The organism is Arenibacterium sp. CAU 1754 (genome assembly GCF_054482635.1).
The window spans coordinates 98,197-118,640 of sequence record NZ_JBTLRG010000005.1 but is presented as its reverse complement, the minus strand read 5'-3'; the positions used below and the strand labels follow the sequence as shown (position 1 = coordinate 118,640).

Below are 20,444 nucleotides of genomic sequence, written 5' to 3'. Positions count from 1 at the left end.
GTATGATCGGCCAAGCTGGGGCCTGTGAGATCCAGTTTACCAACGAAAGGGCGAAAGACCATGCCTCTTGAGATCGTGACCATCCCGTGTCTGAGCGACAACTATGCCTTTCTGGCCCATGACGCGGACAGCGGAGAAACCGCGCTGATCGATGTGCCCGAGGCCGGACCGATCCTGGCCGCCCTGGCCGAACGGGGCTGGACCCTGAGCCATGTGTTGCTGACGCATCACCACTGGGACCACGTTGACGGGCTGGGCGAGGTTCTGGCCAAGTACAAAACCGCAAAGGTCATCGGCGCAAAGGCAGACGAGGGGCGATTGCCGCCGCTGGACATCGCCGTGCGTGAAGGCGACACCGTGCAGATCGGCGGGTCCGTCGGGCACGTGATCGATGTGTCCGGGCACACGGTGGGCCATATCGCCTATCATTTCCCCGACAGCGCCGCCGTTTTCACCGCCGACAGCCTGATGGCGCTGGGATGTGGGCGGCTTTTCGAAGGAACGGCAGAACAGATGTGGGCCTCGCTCAGCAAGCTGGCAGCGCTGCCCGCGGATACGATTGTTTACTCGGGGCACGAATATACACAATCCAATGGCGCCTTTGCATTGACCATTGAACCGGAAAACCCCACTCTTATATCCCGAGTCCAAGACATCGCCGCCGCGCGGGAGCAGAACAATCCAACTGTTCCTTCGGCTTTGTCGCTGGAATTGGCGACGAACCCTTTCTTGCGCGCCGGCGAAGCATCCGTACAGCGCAACATCGGGATGGAAGGGGCCGAACCTGCGGCAGTGTTTGCCGAAATTCGCGCCCGGAAAGACCGCTTCTGATGCTGCAAATCAACGCGCTGTTGTCAGAACGACGTTAAATGTGACGTCAAAGTGAAAGAAAAAACTTGAAGCTGGGGCATGATCAACCAAACTCTAATACTATGAAGACATGGTTGGGCTGACAGAGCAGGCGCCCTTTGCTCTCACCCCGACCCAGACAAAGAGGAGCACGCACGTGCCTTCATTCTCGAGCACCCTGGAACAGGCAATTCATGCGGCTCTCGCCCTTGCGAACGACCGCCGCCACGAATTTGCAACATTGGAACACTTGCTGCTGGCCCTGCTGGACGAGCCGGACGCGACACGGGTCATGAAGGCCTGCAGTGTCGATCTGGACGAACTGCGCGCCACGCTGGTGGAATTCATCGACGAGGATCTGTCGAACCTCGTGACCGACATCGAAGGGTCCGAGGCCGTTCCGACGGCCGCCTTCCAGCGCGTGATCCAGCGCGCCGCGATCCATGTGCAATCGTCCGGCCGCACCGAAGTGACCGGCGCGAACGTTCTGGTTGCCATCTTTGCCGAACGCGAGAGCAACGCCGCGTTTTTCCTCCAGGATCAGGACATGACCCGGTATGACGCGGTGAATTTCATCGCCCATGGTGTGGCCAAGGACCCCGCCTATGGCGAAGCGCGCCCCGTGACCGGATCGTCCGAACCCGAGGAAGAGCCGCAGGGCGTCACCGAAGGTGAGCAAAAGGAAAGCGCGCTTGCGAAATACTGTGTCGATCTGAACGCGAAGTCGCGTGAGGGCGACATCGATCCACTGATCGGGCGCGACGCCGAGGTGGAACGCTGCATTCAGGTGCTGTGCCGCCGGCGCAAGAACAACCCGCTTCTGGTGGGGGACCCAGGCGTTGGCAAAACGGCCATTGCCGAAGGTCTGGCGCGCAAGATCGTTGCAGGCGAAACCCCCGAGGTTCTGGCCAACACGACCATCTATTCGCTCGACATGGGCGCATTGCTGGCCGGTACCCGGTATCGCGGAGATTTCGAAGAACGGCTCAAGGCCGTGGTGACCGAGCTTGAGGATCACCCGGACGCGGTTCTTTTCATCGACGAAATCCACACGGTGATTGGCGCGGGCGCCACATCGGGCGGGGCGATGGATGCCTCAAATCTGCTGAAACCTGCGTTGCAGGGCGGCAAGCTGCGCACCATGGGATCGACCACCTACAAGGAGTTCCGCCAGCATTTCGAAAAGGATCGCGCGCTGAGCCGCCGGTTCCAGAAGATCGACGTGAACGAACCGTCGGTCGAGGATGCGATCAAGATCCTGCGGGGGCTGAAACCGTATTTCGAAGAACATCACGGGGTGAAATACACCGCCGATGCGATCAAGACGGCCGTGGAACTGGCGGCGCGTTACATCAATGACCGCAAACTGCCCGACAGTGCGATCGACGTGATCGACGAGGCGGGCGCGGCCCAGCATCTGGTGGTCGCCGCAAAACGGCGCAAGACCATCGGCACCAAAGAGGTCGAGGCCGTGGTGGCCAAGATCGCGCGCATCCCGCCCAAGAACGTCAGCAAGGACGATGCCGAGGTTCTCAAGGATCTCGAAGTGTCGCTCAAGCGCGTGGTGTTTGGTCAGGACAAGGCCATCGAGGCCCTGTCCAGCGCGATCAAATTGGCCCGTGCGGGCCTGCGCGAACCGGAAAAACCCATCGGCAACTATCTGTTTGCCGGGCCGACCGGTGTGGGCAAGACCGAGGTTGCAAAACAACTGGCCGATACGCTGGGTGTGGAACTGCTGCGGTTCGACATGTCCGAGTACATGGAGAAACACGCCGTATCCCGCCTGATCGGCGCGCCTCCGGGCTATGTCGGCTTTGATCAGGGCGGCATGCTGACCGATGGTGTGGATCAGCACCCCCATTGCGTGTTGCTGCTGGACGAGATCGAAAAGGCGCACCCGGATGTCTACAACATCCTTTTGCAGGTGATGGACCATGGTGAACTGACGGACCACAACGGGCGCACGGTAAGCTTCCGGAATGTGGTGCTGATCATGACATCCAACGCCGGTGCCGCGGAACAGGCGCAGGCCGCCATCGGCTTTGGCCGGGATCGCCGCGAGGGCGAGGACACGGCCGCAATCGAGCGGACATTCACGCCGGAATTCCGCAACCGTCTGGATGCGGTCATTTCCTTCGCGCCTCTGCCCAAAGAGGTCATCCTGCAGGTGGTCGAAAAGTTCGTTCTGCAGCTTGAGGCCCAGTTGATGGACCGCAACGTGACCATTGAACTGACCAAGCCGGCGGCTGAATGGCTGGCCGACAAGGGATATGACGACAAGATGGGTGCCCGTCCGCTGGGCCGGGTCATCCAGGAGCATATCAAGAAACCGCTGGCCGAAGAGCTGCTGTTTGGCAAGCTAGCCAAGGGCGGCGTGGTCAAGGTTGGCGTCAAGAAGGGCGAGCTGGACCTGCAGATCGAAGGGCCGGAAAACCCGCGCCTTTCGGGCAACAAGCCGCCCCTTCTGACCGCGGACTGATGCGCGGTGCGGTTGCGGCCGCACTCATAACGCTCGCCACACCCTGTGTGGCGGGCGATTTTCGTTTGAGTCAGCCGATTGACTGCGTTCTGGGCGAGACCTGCCATATTCAGCAGTTTGTCGATCGCGATATCGGGCCCGGTGCCCGCGACTATTTCTGTGGCGGGCTGAGTTATGATGGCCATCAGGGTACCGATTTCGGCCTTTCCACACTTGCGGACATGCGCCGGGGGGTGGATGTTCTGGCCGCCGCGCCCGGGGTTGTGGAGAACCTGCGCGACGGGATGGAGGACATGGCTTTCACTGCGGACACCCGCGCCCGGGTGGCCGGGCGCGAATGCGGCAACGGGGTGGTGATACGCCACGACGGCGGCTACGTGACCCAGTACTGCCATATGAAAAAAGGCTCCCTCAGCGTGAAACAGGGCGACAGGGTCGCGCGCGGCGCGGTTCTGGGTCAGGTCGGTCTGAGCGGGCTGACACAGTTTCCCCATCTGCATCTGTCGGTGCGCCTGAATGACACGCTGGTTGATCCGTTCGACACGGATGACGCGGAAACCTGCGGACCGCCGGGGCGCGATCTGTGGCAGGAAACGCCGCTTTACCAGTCCAGCGCGATCCTGGACATCGGGTTTACCAACGGCATACCGGGATACGATGATATCCAAGACGGCACCGCCGCCCAGGTCAGCCTGCTGCCCGATGCCGGCGGTCTGGTGCTGTTCGGCTATGCCTTTGGCGGTCAGGCCGGCGATGTGGTCAGATTGACCATTGCCGGCCCCAAAGGCGCGATGCTGGACCAATCGCTCACGCTGGAAAAGGATCAGGCCAGGTATTTCCGCGCCGCAGGCAAGAAATTGAAAACCGACCGCTGGCCTGCGGGTAACTATCTGGGCACGGTCAGCCTGATCCGCGCAGGCAAGGAGCTGGACCGGCGTCAGGTGTCCATGACACTGGACTAGGCGCTATTTCTCGGTGAATTTCAGTTCGATCCGGCGGTTCTGGGCGCGCGCCTCGGGCGTGTCGGCGGGGTTCACAGGCTGGTATTCGCCAAACCCGTTGGCGGCCAGACGATCCGGCGGGATGCCAAGCGCGTTGACCATATATTTCACCACCGAAAGCGCCCTGCCCTGGCTGAGTTCCCAGTTGTCGGCGTATTTTGCCCCGGCGATCAGGGGGGTGTCGTCGGTATGGCCATCAACGCGGATCACCCAGTCGATTTCGGGGGGAATATCATTGGCGATGCCCCTGAGAATATTCGCGACCTTGGCCACCTCGCGCCGGCCATCCTCGGACAGTTCGGCGCCACCGGGCGGGAAAAGAACTTCGGAGGAGAACACGAACCGGTCCCCTTCGATCCGCACACCTTCCTGACGGCCCAGAACGTCGCGCAACCTGCCGAAAAATTCCGAGCGATAGCGCTCCAGATCCTTGGTCTGGGTTTTCAGCGCCTCGGTCTCGGCGGCCAGTGCCTTGGCCTCTTTCTCAAGCCGCTTGCGCTCGGCCTCTTCCAGCAGGCGCCGCTTGCGTTCTTCCGAGGCCGCGCGGGCAAGGGCCGTGTTCAGGTCCGAGCCGAGGTTCTGAATCTGCACCTTGGCGGCCGCATCGCGTTCTTCGTAATCGTCCAGCAGTGCCTGAAGCTGGCCCAGTTGGCCGCGCAGGGCGGCGACCTGCTGGTTCAGCAATTCGGTTTCGCGCTGCGCCGCCTGCGATTTTTCGCTTTGCTCGGACAGGGTGGTGCGCGCCTGCGCCAGAAGGGCGGCGCGCTGTTCGGCAAGGCTCAGCTGGTCGGCGGCGGTGGCTTCAGCCTGTTCGCGTGCGGCAAGCGCAGCCAACAGGCGGGCGCGCAATTCTTCCTCATCGGTGGCGGCGGCCTGTGCCTGTTCCAGTGATTGCAGCGCGGTAAGCAGTTTTTCCTCGACCGTCGCGCGGTCCTGTTCGGACAGTTGCGTGGCGGCGCGGGCCGCGGTCAGTTCGGATTCCAGCCGCGTGCGGGTCTGGGCGGCCTCGTCCAGTTGGGCGCGCAGGGCGGCGGTTGTTTCGTCCCGCGCGGTTTGGGTGTTGGACAATTCAGCCTCAAGCGCCGCGATCATTTGGTCGTTCTGGGCCTGCGTTGCTTCCATCTGGTTCAGCACGCGGGTCAGCCGCTGCGCCAGTTCATCGCGTTCCTGCACCTGCGCCTGAGCGGTTTCCGCCGCGCCCAGAGCAGCCAGAAGTTTCGCATCAAGATCCTTGCGCGCGGCTTCGGCGGCGGCCAGAAGGGTCAGGGTATCTTCGGCCTCTTGCCGTTGCTTTTCCAGGGCCAGCGTCATCGCGGTCAGTTCCGTGTCCGCCTCCTCAAGCCGTTTGCGCAGGGCCTCGGCGGCCGCGGATTCAGCCAGGCGATTGGCCTCTTCCTCGCTGAGTTGGGTTTCCAGGGTTGCGACACGGCCCGAAAGGTCCTCGGCCCGGGCCTGCGTGACGGCCTGTTCGCTGCGCAGATCGGCGATCAGTGCCTCAAGCGCCTTGCGCTTGGCGGCGGCAAGGCGCGCAGCTTCGGTCTGTTCGTCGATTTCCGACCGGCTCTGGGCCAGCGCGGCATTCAGAGCCTCCTGTCCGCTGAGCAGTTCGGTCTGTTCCTCCTGCAAGGCGCTGCGCTCCTGCTGGAGCGTGCGAATATCGGCAAAGGCGCGGTCGCGGGTGGCGATCAGGGCGGCGACCTGTGCCTCGAAATCGGTAATCTGGATGCGGGCCTGATCAAGTACCGCATCCTGTGCGGCTCGCTCGGCCGTCAGCGAGGAAATCAGGGCGGCACGGTTGGCCAGTTCAGACTGAGCCGATTCCAGATCGTTCCGGGTTTCGCCGAGCGTGGTGTTGAGCGCCCCCATGCGCGCCTCAAGCTGATTGGCGCGGCGTTCTTCAAGGCCCAATGCCTGCGCAAGGGCGGCGATTTCGCCTGAAAGCAGGTCCAGTTCACTTTCCTGGCCGGAAATGGTTTCGCGCAGCACGAACTGGACAACCATGAAAATGGTCAGCACGAACATCAGGACCAGCAACAGGCCGGTCATCGCATCCACGAAGCCGGGCCAGATCGAGGCCTGAAACCGTTGTCCCGTGCGGCGTGAAAGGGCCATGCCCTACCCCTCTCCGCCCGCAGCCCGGTTTCGGCCGCGCGGGCGTGACAGGGCCTTGGCCAACAGGTCGATATCCTTGCGCAACTCGGTCAGGCTTTCCTGTCGGCCGGCGGATATTTCTTCCAGGATACGCAACATCTGCACGTCGATCGAGCGCAGGCGCATGCGGCTTTCGGCATCGATGCCTTCGCCCGATCCCTGCGCGCGCAGAACCTCGATCAACGTTTCCTGCCCATCGGCCACGCGATCCAGCGCGGTGGCCGTGGTGTCACCCCGATCCAGCCGCGCGTTCATCTGGCCAATCACATCGACAAGATCGCCCAATTTCCGATCCACCGCAGAGCGGCTGACATCGGATTGGGTGAACATCTGTTGCAGGGTTTCCATCTGTTCGGCCATGTGGTCCAGAACTCCGGACACGGCGCCAGACCCCTCGCCGCCCTCGTCACCCGACGAAAACCCGACACGGGTGATCGAGGACAACCATTCCTCAAGTTCGCGGTAGAACCGGTTCTGACCGTGCCCGGCGAACAGTTCCAGCAGCCCCACGACCAGCGATCCGGCCAGCCCCAAAAGGGACGAGGCAAAGGCAACGCCCATGCCGCCCAACTGTGCCTCAAGCCCGGTCATCAGGCGGTTGAAGACAGCAATACCTTCTTCGCCCTCTTGCGGGGCAAGGCTGCGGATGGTGTCGACCACCGCAGGAACGGTCGTGGCAAGACCATAGAACGTCCCCAAAAGGCCGAGGAAAATCAGCAGGTTGACGATATAGCGCGTGATTTCGCGCGCTTCGTCGATGCGGGTTGCCACGGAATCGAGGATTGAGCGCGTCGAAGAGGACGACAATTGCATCCGCGCCCCGCGCGAGCGCAGAAGCGAGGCCAAGGGCGCAAGAAGCTGGGGCGGTTTCTTGGCGGTTTCGGTGTCGCCGCTGGCAAAGCCCTCGATCCAGCGCACCGACCCGGTCAACTGGAACACCTGCCAGAAACAGGCCAGAACCCCGATGAAAAAAACAAAACCGATGAACCCGTTCAGATAGGGGTTCGCCTGAAACACCGGCAAAACGCTGGGCAGGGCCAGAAAACCGCCCATCCCGGACAGTCCAAGCACGGTGATCATCATGATGATCTGGCGGAAGGGTTGTGAAAACTGCGGTCGTGTTTGTTGGTCTGGCTGCGCCATGCGCTCAGCATCCTGACGGGTTATCTGCTCTGTAAAAAGCCTATAGAAAAACCACAGCCAGCGCCAAGGCTTTATGCCATCAGGGCGCGCACACGGTTGGCCAGCCAATCCAGATCGGGATCGGGCACGCCCATTTCGGCCAGATGATCGGTTGTATTGAACAGGTATTCGGCGTTCGGACCGCGCCCGCCCACCGCACGGGCAATGATCTGGGCCTGCTCCTCAAGCGGGAGACCGCCGCAATATTGCACGTGGTCTGCATCGATCACATAGGTGACGGCCGTGACCCGCTGGCCATCCTCAAGTGTGATATCCAGCATCCTTTCCAGATAGGCCGACGAGATAAGCTCACGTTCGCGCAAATAGTCGAGCGTCCGATCTTCCTGCCCGGGTGCCACGGCCAGCGCCAGTCCGCGGCAAGAGGCCTGCGAAACCTCGTCCAGGGCAAGGACCAGGCCGGGGTCGGTTTCGGTTCCGCGATGGTGGATTGACCGCATGCAGAACGACCGCGCGTAGCCATCCAGCGTACCCGCCACGCTGTGGGCCACGTCAAACCCGGGGTTCCACAAAAGGGAGCCATAGCCGAAAACCCACATGGTCATGGCGTTAACGGCAATACGGGCCGCCGCGATGGCGGGCCACGTCCAGGTGAAAATGATCCTGATGATAGCGGTCGGATCTTGGCCCAAGCACAGTGCCGAACGGGCCGCAGGCCGCCTTGTGCAGGCGCTGAAGGGGTGTCTTCCCATGCCAGCTGGATAAAACGGTCATGACCTTGCCGCTTTTCAGTTTGAATCCGGAGATATCGATCGCGTTGCCCTTGCCGTGTTCCGAAATCTTGCCGCCGGGCTGATTGTTGCGGGTGCGGCAGGCATAATGCGCCGCCACGTTCAGCTGAACCACCGGATCGCGTTTGGCAAAGGCCGGTTTGACGCTGGATTCCACCCATTTCTTGAGCGATTTCGCGGTGGTGCAATTGACCAGCGCCTGCTGGCTGAGCGCAACCCCGGCAACCGAGCGAACGCGCACCGCGTCCTTGATTCCGCAGGCCTTGATCCGGCCCGGCACGTAGCCGACGACCTCGCCCTGGATATCGACGTCACCGCACACGGCCCCCTTGCGGCGAGCCCGGCGTTTGGCCATCGCCTTTTTCACGATGCCGTCCGGGCGCAACCACGGGCGCGATGAGGTTTCGACACTGACAAAGGGCAGGGTTTCAGGACGGGCCGCGGCCATCAGCGACTGTTGCGAGGGCGGGCGCACCTGAGGGCGCAGGCGGTATTGGGCGATCGATTGGGCAAGGGCGGCGGTTTCGGCGGGCGTCGGGACAGAACTGACCATGGCGCGCGGTTGCGGGCGCAGCGATGTTTCCGGCGCTTCGGCTGTTGCCGGACCCGACAGGCCAAGCATTGCGATCAGAGCAGGCAGCAGAACACGAGCGATCATCTCTCCCCCTTTTTGGAACGGCCGAAATCCGGGACGTCGGTATCTTGTCCGGCCTCGATGATACCACGGCGGATGGCGCGGGTGCGGGTAAAATAGGCGTGCAGATGATCGCCATCGCCGGTCCGGATGGCGCGTTGGAGCGCGAACAGTTCCTCGGTAAAGCGGCCGAGGATTTCCAGTGTCGCATCCTTGTTGTTCAGGAACACGTCGCGCCACATGGTGGGATCGCTGGCCGCGATCCGGGTAAAGTCGCGGAAACCGGCGGCCGAGTATTTGATAACTTCGCTGTCGGTCACGCGGCGCAGGTCGTCGGCCACGCCCACCATCGTATAGGCGATCAGGTGGGGCGCGTGGCTGGTCACAGCCAGCACCAGATCATGGTGATCGGCGTCCATCGTATCGACATTTGCGCCCATGCCCTCCCACAGGTGGCGCAGCTGTTCGACCGGGGCATCGGGCGTGCCCTCGACCGGAACCAGAAGGCACCATCGGTTATCGAACAATTCGGCAAAGCCGCTTTCGGGACCGGAATGTTCCGTGCCAGCGAGCGGGTGGCCCGGAATAAAATGCACGGTGCCGGGCAGATGTGGCGCGACCGCTTCGATCACGGCGCGTTTGACCGATCCGACGTCAGACACGGTTGCACCCGGTTTCAGCGCCGGGGCGATCTGCTCGGCAACGGCGCCCATGGCGCCCACGGGCACGCAGAGCACGACAAGGTCGGCATCTTTCACCGCCTCGGCGACGCTGTCGCAAACCCGATCGCACAGGCCGATGCGGCGCGCCGTCTCGCGGGTTTGCGCGGACCGGGCATATCCGGTGACCTCGCCCGCAAGACCGGCGCGTTTGATCGCCCAGAACATCGACGAGGCAATCAGGCCCAGCCCGATCAGGGCGACGCGGTCATAGATCACTTTGCTCATACCGCGCCCTTCTTGAACGCGGCGACGGCGGCGGCGACCTGACGGCAGGCGATTTCGTCGCCCACCGTGATGCGCAGAGCGTTGGGCAGGTTGTACCCCGCCACCCGGCGCACGATGAGCCCCTTGGATTGCAGGTAGGTATCGCAGGCCTCCGCCTCGGCCTGATCGGCAAAGCGGGCCAGAATGAAATTGGCGCAAGACGTGTCCGAGGCTACGCCCGCTTCGGCCAGCGCCTCGGCCAGCCAGGCGCGCCAGCGGGTGTTATCGGCGCGGCATTTTTCGGTGTACTCGGTATCCTGAATGGCGGCTTCGGCGGCGGCAAGCGCCGTGCTGGACAGGTTGAAGGGGCCGCGCACGCGGTTCAGCACATCGATGATGTCCTGCGGGCCATAGCCCCAGCCGATGCGCATGCCGCCCAATCCGTAAAGCTTGGAAAAGGTGCGGGTCATGACCACGTTGTTGCGCGCATTGATGAGGGCGGCGCCCGCATCAAACCCTTCGACATATTCGGCATAGGCCCCGTCCAGCACCAACAGCGCCTGTGGCGGGATGCCATCGGCCAGACGGGCAACCTCGGCCTCGCCGATCATGGTGCCAGTGGGGTTGTTGGGGTTGGCGATGAACACCAGCTTTGTGCGCTCGGTGCATCCGGCCAGAATGGCATCGACATCGGTCACGCGGTCGCGTTCGGGCACCTCGACCGGGGTGGCCCCGGCGGCCAGCGCGCTGATCCGGTACATTGCGAACCCGTGTTCGGTGTGCACGACCTCGTCCCCCGGACCGGCATAGCACTGGCATAGGAAGGCGATGATTTCATCGCTGCCCGCGCCGCAAATGATGCGGTCAGGGTCCAGCCCCGTTGCCGCCCCGATGGCGGCACGCAGGCTGGCGTGATCGGTCGAGGGATAGCGGTGCATCTGCGCCAGCGTGACCTTGGCCGCCTCGATCGCCTTGGGGCTGGGGCCAAAGGGGTTTTCGTTGGACGACAGTTTGATCGCATTGGTCACGCCCTGCACATGCGCCGCCCCGCCCTGATAGAGCGAGATGTCCATGATCCCCGGCTGTGGCTTGATCGAACTCATCTGATCCCCCCTGTTAGCGAGGGTTTTCTAAGCGTGCACGCGCATCAAGACCAGTGCAAAACGACGCCCGACACGGGCCGGTCACAGGTAACGGGCGATATAATCGTCGGAATAATCGATCTCGATCTCGATCCAGATCGGCAGATGGTCGGACATTTCATAGGTTGTCCACGTCCGATAACTGCTGGCCCAGTTCTTGTAGGGGTCCTTTCCGGCCATGGCGCGCTGCTTGATGTTGACCGGCTCGTAATGCGCCAACTGTTCAGAATCCGGGATGCGTCGGGTCGGGCTGGTGGCCTCACCCTCGGACTGGGGCGGAAAGGCATCGTCCGGATAGGGCCCGAATACGGCGCGGCGCCAGTCGAAACAGCCGTGCCGGATCAACCGCGTCTTCAGCTCGGCCTTGCCTTTCACGGTAAAGGCGATCTGGTCATAATATTTGTCGCCGCCCAGATTGGTAGGCGGGAAACTGGGCACGCACATCTTGCTGTCCTTCAGCGCCTTCATGATTGCGCCGTCGGGTTCGTCGATGTTCATGTCGCCCAGAAAGACATAGACCTGATCCTCGTCCTGAGCGCGTTTGACGAGGGTTTTGGTGATGGCGCGGATTTCGCCAACGCGCAGTTCCTTTTCCTGCACCGTGGTGCCGCCGAAAATGATATGCGTGGAACAAAGCGCAAAGCGGAACCAGCCCGCCTGAAACGCCGCGAAAAACGGTGAGCGCGCGATTTGTTCGCCATTGATCAGATCCTCCCGCGGGAGGACGATTTCGCCGATCAAGTGGCGAAAGATGACCTTGTCGGTGTTATAGACAAAGGCCATGCGCTCACTGTTGCCGCCCTTGTGGCTGGACACGTCCGAAACGAAATATTCCCAGTGCGGCCCCAGCAGTTTGACCAGCCGTTCCAGCGGTTTCAGGCTGCTTTTGACCTCCTGAATGGCGCAGATGTCGAACTTGTCCACGATCTCGGCGATGTAGTGGTAGCTTTCGTCCAGCCGCAGCATCCCGTCGTCAAAGGCCCGGATATTCCAGGATCCGACGATCAGCGAATTGGGTTGCCGTTCGGACACGATATGCGTGTTCAAATCCCGCCGCAGCGTCAAAAGACGGCTGGCGATCCATTTCTGTTTGTCCGGGTAATCGGGATCGTCGGCATAGGATTTGAGGCCATGATAAAATGCCACTTTGAAATCTCCGGCAAAATTTCGACGGTTTTACCCCAACATGATGAATTGCCAAAACAAAAAGGGCGCCCCGATTGGGACGCCCTGTCATCAGCGCATGATCGCGCCTAGCTGGCCAGCACGTTGCGGAACTGCCAGGGGTCGCTTTCGTCGATGTCTTCGGGGAACAACTCCCACCGGTCCTGAAGCGGGGTCCAGTCGGTGTAATGCGCCTCGACCGGGCCAAGGTACGGGCGCTGAACCTCAAGACAGCGGGCGTGGTCCATTTCGTCGGTTTCCACGATCCCAGCCGCCGGGTTTTCCAGCGCCCAGACCATCCCGGCCAGAACGGCCGAGGTGACCTGAAGCCCGGTGGCGTTCTGATGCGGGGCCAGGGTGCGGGCCTCGTCGTTTGACAGGCGCGAGCCGTACCAGAGCGCGTTCTTTTCGTGCCCATAGAGCAGCACGCCCAGTTCATCGATGCCTTCGACGATTTCATCGGCATTCAGGATGTGATGCACCTGCTGCTGGCGACCCGACCCGAACATTTCATGCAGGCTGAGCACCGCATCGTCGCAGGGGTGATAGGCATAGTGGCAAGTCGGCCGGTAGTCGGGCGCACCAGGGTCACCGACAGTATAGTAATCCGAGATCGAAATCGCCTCGTTATGGGTTACGAGGAAGCCGAACTGCGGGCCCGGTGTGGGGCACCAGGTATGCACGCGGGTGATGGCGCCGGGGCGTTCCATCCAGATGCCGGCCTGACAGCCCACATCATAGCTGTGGGCGTTTTCGGGCATCCATTTTTCATGGGTGCCCCAACCCAGTTCGGCGGGCTGGAACCCTTCGGCAATGAACCCTTCGACCGACCATGTGTTCACGAACACGTCGCGCGGGCGCGGGGTGCGGCGGGCCTGGGTGTCACGCTCGGCAATATGCACGCCCTTGACGCCCAAGTCCTGCATCAACGCGCCCCATCCGGCCCGGTCGGCGGGCGCAGGTGTGTCGCGTCCCGTGTCCCGCGCAAGGGTCAAAAGCGCCTCTTTCACGAACCAGCTGACCATGCCGGGGTTGGCCCCGCAGCAGGACACCGCCGTGGTGCCGCCCGGGTTGGCCGCCTTTTCGTCGCGCACCTTCTGGCGCAGGGCGTAATTGGTGCGCTCCGCGTTTTCGGTGGTTTCGAAATAAAACCCCTCCCAGGGTTCGACCACGGTATCGATATAGAGAACGCCCAGCTCCCGGCAGAACCGCATGAGATCGAGCGAGGATGTATCGACACTGAGGTTCACGCAGAACCCTTGACCCCCGGCAAACAGCTCGCCCAAAATGTCGCGATAGTTGTCGCGCTTGATGGCCACCTGCATGTGACGGATGCCGCGGTCGGCCAGAAGGGCGCGCGCCGCTTCGCTGGGGTCGATGACCACCAGCCTGTCGGCATCAAAATCGAAATGCCGCTCGATAAGGGGCAAGGTGCCCTGCCCGATCGAGCCGTATCCGATGATCACGATGGGTCCGTCGATCCGGCCGTAGTTGGGATATGTCTGTGTCATGGCGCACCATCTGCGGGGTTTGAAACGTAAAGGGGCCGCGTCGGTTCTCTCCGGCGCAGCCCCTTGGGAATGATATGCGGAGAACCTTAGTTCTTGGCGTAGAATTCCACGACCAGGTTCGGTTCCATCATGACCGGATACGGCACATCGCCCAGAGTCGGGGTGCGCACGAAGGTGCATGTCAGTTTCGAGTGGTCAACGTCCATGTAATCGGGAACGTCACGCTCGGGCAGCTGAGTGGCCTCGAGAATGGCGGCCATCTGCTTGGAACGGTCACGCACTTCGATCACGTCACCCTCTTTCACGCGGTAGGAGGGGATGTTGACCTTTTTGCCGTTCACGCGGACGTGGCCGTGGTTCACGAACTGACGCGCGGCGAACACGGTCGGAACGAACTTGGCGCGGTAGACAACCGCGTCCAGGCGACGCTCGAGCAGACCGATCAGGTTTTCACCGGTATCGCCTTTGACACGCTCGGCTTCGCCATAGATGCGGCGGAACTGTTTCTCGGTCAAATCGCCGTAGTAGCCTTTCAGCTTCTGCTTGGCGCGCAGCTGAATGCCGAAATCCGACAGCTTGCCCTTGCGGCGCTGACCGTGCTGACCGGGGCCATATTCACGACGGTTGACGGGGGATTTGGGGCGGCCCCAAATGTTTTCGCCCATACGGCGATCGAGTTTGTACTTGGCAGACGTGCGTTTTGTCACGGCTGATCTCCTTCTTTGGGCGCCGCGTTGCCGCGGCTATGAAGGGCGTTGTCCTTTGGATTGCTCCTGACAGGCATCCCCTTGCGGGGGCCACCAACACCAATGAAGCCGCGCTTATAGCCGCCCGCGTGCGGGAGTCAATGGAGAATGATGCACCCGCCACTGGGACAAGACGGCGGGCCTTCCAGCGGATCAGCCAAAGACCAGCGGCCCCAGCAGCGAGCTCACCCCGACAGCAATCAGTATCCCGATTACATCCAGCGGCGCACCGGCCCTGAGCATATCCCCGCGGGTCACGGCCGGGTTGGTAAAGACAATGGCATTGGGAGGCGTCGCAACCGGAAGCATGAACCCGATCGACGCGGCCAGTGCCACCGGCAGCATGAACGCGACCGGATCAAGGTTCAACGAGATCGCCGTGGCCCCCGCAATGGGCAGGAAAATGGCCGCCATCGCCGTGTTGCTGGCCAGTTCACCGACAAAGACCATGAGGCTGGCGATGATGAGGACGAACATCAATCCCGGCAGATAGGCGAACCCTTCGAGCCTGCCCGCGATCCATGCTGCAAGCTCGCTCTGTTCCAATATGCCCGCAAGGGCCAGCCCGCCGCCGAACAGGATCAACACGTCCCACCGCAAAGTCCCGGCCGTGTCCCAGTCAAGCAATCGTTGGCCGTCCCCGGACGGAACCAGGAACAGGGCCAGCGCCGCAAGCATGGCAATCCCTGCGTCGCTGAGCAGGATGGTCGGAAAGACCCATTCTATCGCGGGCCGGAAAATCCATGCCAAGGCCGTCAGCCCGGCAATCAGGGCAACGCGGCGTTCGGCTGTGCTGGCAGGGCGCGCGCGTTCGACACCGATTGTCGCCAGATCATGGTTGTCCAGTCCGGGGGTGAGCCATACGAGGACAAGCCATGAGATGATCAGCAGGACCACCGCCACGGGAATGCCGACTGCGGCCCATTGTGCGAACCCGACCTCGACCCCGTAGGTCGAACTGACATAGGCGGCAAAAATCGCGTTCGGGGGCGTGCCTATCAGGGAACCCATCCCGCCAATTGTGGCTGCAAAGGCAACCCCCAGCATCAATGCGGTGCCAAAGCCGGGGCACTCATCCTGTGCCCTGGCAATTGCCGCGGCGATTGGCGCGACCACCATCGCCGAAGCGGTGTTGCTGATCCAGAGACTGAGAAAGGCCGTCGTCAGCATGATGGATGCCAGAACGCGGGGCGGGCTTTTGCCGGCGACCCCAAGAAGTGTGATGGCCAAACGGCGGTGCAGCCCTGATTTTTCGATGGCCTTGGCCAACAGGAAACCGCCGAGAAACAGGATGACAAGAGGTTGGCTGTAATAACGCGAAACCTCGCCAAGGTCGGCAATGTTCAAAATGGGGGCCACCGCCAGCGGCAAAAGCGCGGTGGTGGCAAGCGGCACAGGCTCGGTCAGCCACCAAAGCGCCATGGCAAGGGCAAGGCCCGAGGCCAGCCATGCGCCGTCGGGCATACCGTTCGGCGCCGGCAGGACGACGGGCGCGATTATCAGGAACAATCCTGCAATGCTGGTCAGCAGCCTGAATTTCATCCGTGCAGCTTATCAATGACGGGGGCAGAGGAAAGCCAATCCTCGCCCGCAGAAAGAGACACCGGACAAAGGCATTCAAGTCGGGACCCGAGGCAAGGGCGCAGGGACCCGATCTTGTTACGCAGCCTCGTAGCGCAGGATTGCGGACTCGGATGCCGTCAGGTTGCGCCGTGCGTGGGCACCATAGTTGAACGGGTCGCCTTCCAGGTCGGGAAACTGATCAAGCAGGCGCAGACGGTCAAACTCATCAAGCGTGTCCAGATCGGCGTTTGCCGGATGGAAGCTTTCGGTTTCCACACCGTTGGCCCAGATGATCTGATGGCTGGGCAGCAGGAGATGGATATACGTCACTTCGCGGGCCTTGAGATCCACGTTGATGGTCGTGCCGTTGACGAGTTCCCGGGCTGCGACCAGCACCTCGGATGTATTGAAAAGCGCCCGTGCAGCGTGGCCGCGCACCAGCATGCGGTGTTCGGGCGACACGAGAAGCTCCTGATCCGGGCGGTCGATGCCCAGCGCCCCTGCCCCGATGCGAATGGGACGCAGGTGCGGCATGACAAAGAAACGCGCCCCGGACATGCGGCGGCTGCCGGTCCATTGGATTTCTTCCGCGCCATTGTCACGGGTCTGAATCTGGTCGCCCGGGCGCAGATCCTCGACCTTTCTGGGGCCATCCGGCGTGGAAATGAACGTGCCCGGCGTAAAGCAGATGACACCGGACCCAGGCGCCTTGTCCGCGGATTTGGCCGGGGATCCGAGCGAGTGATGTACAACCCATAAATCCGTGTTGCGCGGCGGCATGTCATCCAGAAACATCAGCAAGGGATGCGATCCGGGGCCGACCTCGACCATGGTGACGGTGTAACTTTGCGACCCGTTGGTGACAACAAAACTGCTGTCCATCAGCGGTTCGTCGACTTCGACCTTTTGCAGGTCGTCTGTGTTTTGAACAACCGCTCCGACCAAACGGCGCACTTTGCGTGCGGCGCGTCGGCGGAGGTTTTCCTCTCCGTCTGCCTGATCCAGTCGCAGAATGTCGTTGGGCCCGTCTACCCGCACGGCTTCGCCGTGCCATGACCACGCCGCCCCTACGTTGAGGGCCTCAATCGGCGCGGCTTTCAAGCCGTCCACATCCGTTTGCGACCAGGAGATGACAAACGTGCCACGAAAGCCCGTTTTCATTTGCCTGTATGCCTGCCTTGTCTTTTTTTATTGAAAAAACGTTAACAGAGGTGATTCGCCAAAGAAAGTCTTTTATCCGGCCGCCGAAATAAAACAGTGTCACAAGCGCAACGCAGTCCGGAATGACCCATCATCCGGCGGTCTGTCCAAATCGGAATTTCGCGCCCCTGAACGGTCAACTTGCTGTGGGAACGGTGAATGCCTGCCGGGCGCGCGCGGCCCTGTCGCGGATGACACAGCACTGGGCATGGTCATTGACCAGCCCCATCGCCTGCATAAAGGCAAAAACGGTGGTCGGGCCGACGAATTTCCAGCCGTCCTTTTTCAGCGCCTTGGACAGGGCCACCGACCCGGCCGTGATCGACGCGGTCTGAGGCGGCCCCAGCTGATCGGCGTCCGGTTCATGCGACCAGAAAAACGCCGCCAGCGATCCGTGACGCCCAACCATCTCGCAGGCCCTTTGCGCATTGTTTATGACCGCCTCGATCTTGCCGCGATGGCGCACGATCCCCGCATCCAGAAGCAAGCGGTCCACGTCATGCGGGACAAATTCCGCAATGGCGTTGAAATCGAACCCGGCAAAGGCAGTGCGGAAATTTTCGCGCTTTGCTAGGATGGTGCGCCAGCTCAGCCCGGACTGGAACAACTCAAGGCTCAGCTTTTCGAACAGGCGCCGGTCGTCGTCGACAGGAAAACCCCACTCCCTGTCATGATAATCCAGGAATTCCGGAGCGCCACCGCACCAGCCGCATCGGGGGTGCCCGTCCGGGCCGGTGAATGTTGCGCTCATTCTTGCACCCTTTTCATTCGATTAGACGCTATAGGCCAGGATCTTGCTGATTTCCGTCAGACTGCGCCCGGACTGTTCGCTCCACTGGTTCAGGGCGGTTTGCACCACCGCCATATCACGTTTGGATGTGGGCGGTTTATCAACGATCCCTTCGGCGATCAGGCGGGCGGTCACATCGGGCGAGAACATGAAGCTGTCGCGCCCCATGCTGCGCAGCATGCGCTGACCGGTCAGCCCGCCCAGCCGCGCACCGCGTTTTTTCAGAAATTCCAGCAGGCCAACGTATTCGGTGTTGGGCCATCGCGCGAAAAAGGCGCCGGCGCTGCCATGGTCGCGTGACAGGTCGCAGATGAACCGGGCGTTTTCGATGACCGAATTGATCTTGGCCCCGTTCCGGACAATGCTTTTGTCGCCAAGCAAACGATCAAGATCCTCGTCGTGGTAAAAGGCGACGCGCGCCGGATCGAACCCGTCAAAGGCGGCTTCAAAGCCGGGCCATTTGGTCTCGATCACCTTCCAATTGAACCCGGCCTGAAAAACGCATTTCGCCATGGCCGACAGCCAGCGGTCATCAGGGATCCTTGCCAAATCTTCCGGGCTGAGCGGTTTGCTCAGCAACGCCTCAAGCGCTGCGGCGCCGCCTTTGCGTTCGGCGGCAATTGCATGGATCTGTTCGAGATCACGCATGACGCACCCTCGCGCGCCAAATACGCGGAATCGCCGCTTCAAACGCGTCGTCATGGGTCAATCCGGAACGTCGGGCCATCGCACATCCTCACCCCTGCGCGGAAACTCCCGCAGCCTATCACACAACGGGCCGCAGGACGAACAGGCCTGCTGCAGGGTCAGAGCCTGTCCAGAACGGCCCGTGCGCTGCCGCGATAGGCGTCCTTCTTGTCGTCACCCATACGATCCCACAGGCTGTACATCTGGCCCATCCGGGGATTGTCGCGCAGTTTGGACTGGTTGCGATCCAGAAAGTCCCAGTAAAGTGGGTTGAACGGGCAGGCCCCCTCTCCGGTTTTGCGTTTCACGTCATAGGCGCAGCCGTTGCAGTAATCGGACATTTTGTTGATGTAGTTCCCGCTGGCGGCATAGGGTTTTGACCCCAGCAGACCGCCGTCGGCGAACTGGCTCATCCCGATGGTGTTGGGGGCCTCGACCCATTCATAAGCGTCGGCATAGACCGCCAGATACCATTCATGCACCTGATGGGGATCGACGCCCGCCAGCATCGCGAAATTCCCGGTGACCATCAGGCGCTGGATGTGATGGGCATAAGCCTCGTCCCGGGTCTGGGTGATGGCGGCACGCATGCAGGCCATGTCGGTTTCCCCGGTCCAGTAGAACGCCGGCAAGTCCCGGTCGGCGTCAAAGAAATTCCGGTCTGTATATCCCGGCATTTCGCGCCAGTAGATGCCACGCACATATTCGCGCCAGCCAATGATCTGGCGAATGAACCCTTCGGCGGCGTTCAGGGGAACGTCGCCATCGTGATAGGCCCGCTCGACCGCTCGGCACACCTCGATCGGATCAAGCAACCCAACGTGGATGTATTGCGAAAGGATAGAGTGGAACAGGAACCGTTCATCCGCCAGCATCGCATCCTGAAAGTCGCCGAAGTTCGGCAAGGCTTCGGCCACGAAATGATCCAGCGCGCCCAGCGCGTCCTTGCGCGTGACGGCGAACCAGAACGGGTCAAGGGTGCCGAAGTTGTCGGCGAATTCGGTTTCAACCAAATCCAGCACGCCGGATGTGATGTCATCGGGTGTAAACCTTTTCGGCCGGGGAACCGACAGCCCGTCGTCGGGGGGCTTTCGGTTCTCGGCGTCAAAGTTCCACTTGCCGCCCACCGGGTCGTCGCCCTCCATCAGCAACCCTGTTTTGCGGCGCATGTCCCGATAGAAATATTCCATGCGCAACTGTTTGCGCCCCTCGGCCCAGTCATCGAAATCCTGATGGGAGGCGATGAACCGGTCATCCTCCAAAATGCGGCAGGGCACCGGCCAATCTGTGGAACGGTCCTTGAGATCGCACAGAAGTCGCCATTCGCCCGGTTCGGTCAAGATCACCTCTTTGGGGTCATGGGATTTGATATGTCGCGCGACCTCGCCACCCAGGGACCCGGTGTTGTCCGGATCATCCAGCCGCGTGTATAGAACGCGCCAGCCGTCCTGTTCCAGCTGTTTGGCGAAATGGCGCATGGCCGCAAAGATGAACGCGATCTTTTTCTTGTGATGGGCGACATATGTCGCTTCGTCTGCGACCTCGGCCATAACCACGATATCGCGCTCCGGGTCGGCATCGCCGAGCGACGAAATCCCAGTGGTCAGCTGATCGCCGAGAACAAGTATGAGACTAGGTTTGGTCATTCCGCAGAGCTAGCGCACGGCGCA

The 20,444-nt window shown here is 61.7% G+C and carries 17 protein-coding genes; 3 read left to right on the top strand and 14 right to left on the bottom strand.

Going from position 1 to position 20,444, the window contains the following annotated elements; translation table 11 throughout:
- Window positions 1-60 precede the first annotated feature (60 nt).
- From gloB to ACXYMO_RS17085, 3 genes are all read left to right on the top strand, one after another.
- Window positions 61-831, top strand: a complete 771-nt coding sequence (gene gloB / locus ACXYMO_RS17095; protein WP_458879948.1) for a hydroxyacylglutathione hydrolase — start codon at window positions 61-63, stop codon at window positions 829-831.
- Between the two features lie 175 nt (window positions 832-1,006).
- On the top strand, window positions 1,007-3,328 hold the full coding sequence (gene clpA / locus ACXYMO_RS17090) for an ATP-dependent Clp protease ATP-binding subunit ClpA (protein WP_458879946.1): 2,322 nt from the start codon (window positions 1,007-1,009) through the stop codon (window positions 3,326-3,328).
- Window positions 3,329-3,393: 65 nt separating this feature from the next.
- A complete protein-coding gene (locus ACXYMO_RS17085; protein WP_458879945.1) occupies window positions 3,394-4,290 on the top strand; it encodes a M23 family metallopeptidase in 897 nt (298 codons plus the stop codon).
- 3 nt (window positions 4,291-4,293) lie between these two features.
- Here ACXYMO_RS17085 and ACXYMO_RS17080 read toward each other — a convergent pair whose 3' ends face one another.
- From ACXYMO_RS17080 to ACXYMO_RS17015, 14 genes are all read right to left on the bottom strand, one after another.
- Window positions 4,294-6,441: a peptidoglycan -binding protein gene (locus ACXYMO_RS17080; RefSeq protein ID WP_458879944.1), complete on the bottom strand. Its 2,148-nt coding sequence runs from the start codon at window positions 6,439-6,441 to the stop codon at window positions 4,294-4,296.
- Window positions 6,442-6,444: 3 nt separating this feature from the next.
- Window positions 6,445-7,623: a biopolymer transporter ExbB gene (locus ACXYMO_RS17075; protein ID WP_458879943.1), complete on the bottom strand. Its 1,179-nt coding sequence runs from the start codon at window positions 7,621-7,623 to the stop codon at window positions 6,445-6,447.
- Between the two features lie 71 nt (window positions 7,624-7,694).
- Window positions 7,695-8,225, bottom strand: a complete 531-nt coding sequence (locus ACXYMO_RS17070; RefSeq protein WP_458879942.1) for a gamma-glutamylcyclotransferase — start codon at window positions 8,223-8,225, stop codon at window positions 7,695-7,697.
- Between the two features lie 4 nt (window positions 8,226-8,229).
- Window positions 8,230-9,069, bottom strand: coding sequence for an extensin-like domain-containing protein (locus ACXYMO_RS17065; protein ID WP_458879941.1), 840 nt, complete (start codon window positions 9,067-9,069; stop codon window positions 8,230-8,232).
- Complete coding sequence (locus ACXYMO_RS17060) at window positions 9,066-9,992, bottom strand: prephenate/arogenate dehydrogenase family protein (RefSeq protein WP_458879940.1); 927 nt, start codon at window positions 9,990-9,992, stop codon at window positions 9,066-9,068. The genes ACXYMO_RS17065 and ACXYMO_RS17060 overlap by 4 nt, the downstream gene beginning before the upstream one ends.
- Entirely contained in the window at window positions 9,989-11,074 is a 1,086-nt protein-coding gene (gene hisC / locus ACXYMO_RS17055; protein WP_458879939.1) for a histidinol-phosphate transaminase, read from the bottom strand. The genes ACXYMO_RS17060 and hisC overlap by 4 nt, the downstream gene beginning before the upstream one ends.
- 81 nt (window positions 11,075-11,155) lie before the next feature.
- Window positions 11,156-12,259, bottom strand: a complete 1,104-nt coding sequence (locus tag ACXYMO_RS17050; protein WP_458879938.1) for an endonuclease/exonuclease/phosphatase family protein — start codon at window positions 12,257-12,259, stop codon at window positions 11,156-11,158.
- A gap of 107 nt (window positions 12,260-12,366) precedes the next feature.
- Entirely contained in the window at window positions 12,367-13,788 is a 1,422-nt protein-coding gene (locus ACXYMO_RS17045; RefSeq protein ID WP_458879937.1) for a homospermidine synthase, read from the bottom strand.
- An 86-nt stretch (window positions 13,789-13,874) separates the two neighbouring features.
- Complete coding sequence (gene rpsD / locus ACXYMO_RS17040; RefSeq protein WP_458879936.1) at window positions 13,875-14,495, bottom strand: 30S ribosomal protein S4; 621 nt, start codon at window positions 14,493-14,495, stop codon at window positions 13,875-13,877.
- Between the two features lie 192 nt (window positions 14,496-14,687).
- Window positions 14,688-16,076, bottom strand: coding sequence for an SLC13 family permease (locus ACXYMO_RS17035; RefSeq protein ID WP_458879935.1), 1,389 nt, complete (start codon window positions 16,074-16,076; stop codon window positions 14,688-14,690).
- A 117-nt stretch (window positions 16,077-16,193) separates the two neighbouring features.
- Entirely contained in the window at window positions 16,194-17,258 is a 1,065-nt protein-coding gene (locus ACXYMO_RS17030) for a Hint domain-containing protein (protein ID WP_458879934.1), read from the bottom strand.
- Between the two features lie 175 nt (window positions 17,259-17,433).
- On the bottom strand, window positions 17,434-18,048 hold the full coding sequence (locus tag ACXYMO_RS17025; protein ID WP_458879933.1) for a DNA-3-methyladenine glycosylase I: 615 nt from the start codon (window positions 18,046-18,048) through the stop codon (window positions 17,434-17,436).
- 21 nt (window positions 18,049-18,069) lie between these two features.
- Entirely contained in the window at window positions 18,070-18,735 is a 666-nt protein-coding gene (locus tag ACXYMO_RS17020; RefSeq protein WP_458879932.1) for a DNA-3-methyladenine glycosylase I, read from the bottom strand.
- 158 nt (window positions 18,736-18,893) lie between these two features.
- Window positions 18,894-20,420 (bottom strand): cryptochrome/photolyase family protein, encoded by a 1,527-nt coding sequence (locus ACXYMO_RS17015; protein ID WP_458879931.1) that lies wholly within the window; start codon window positions 20,418-20,420, stop codon window positions 18,894-18,896.
- Between the last annotated feature and the right edge of the window lie 24 nt (window positions 20,421-20,444).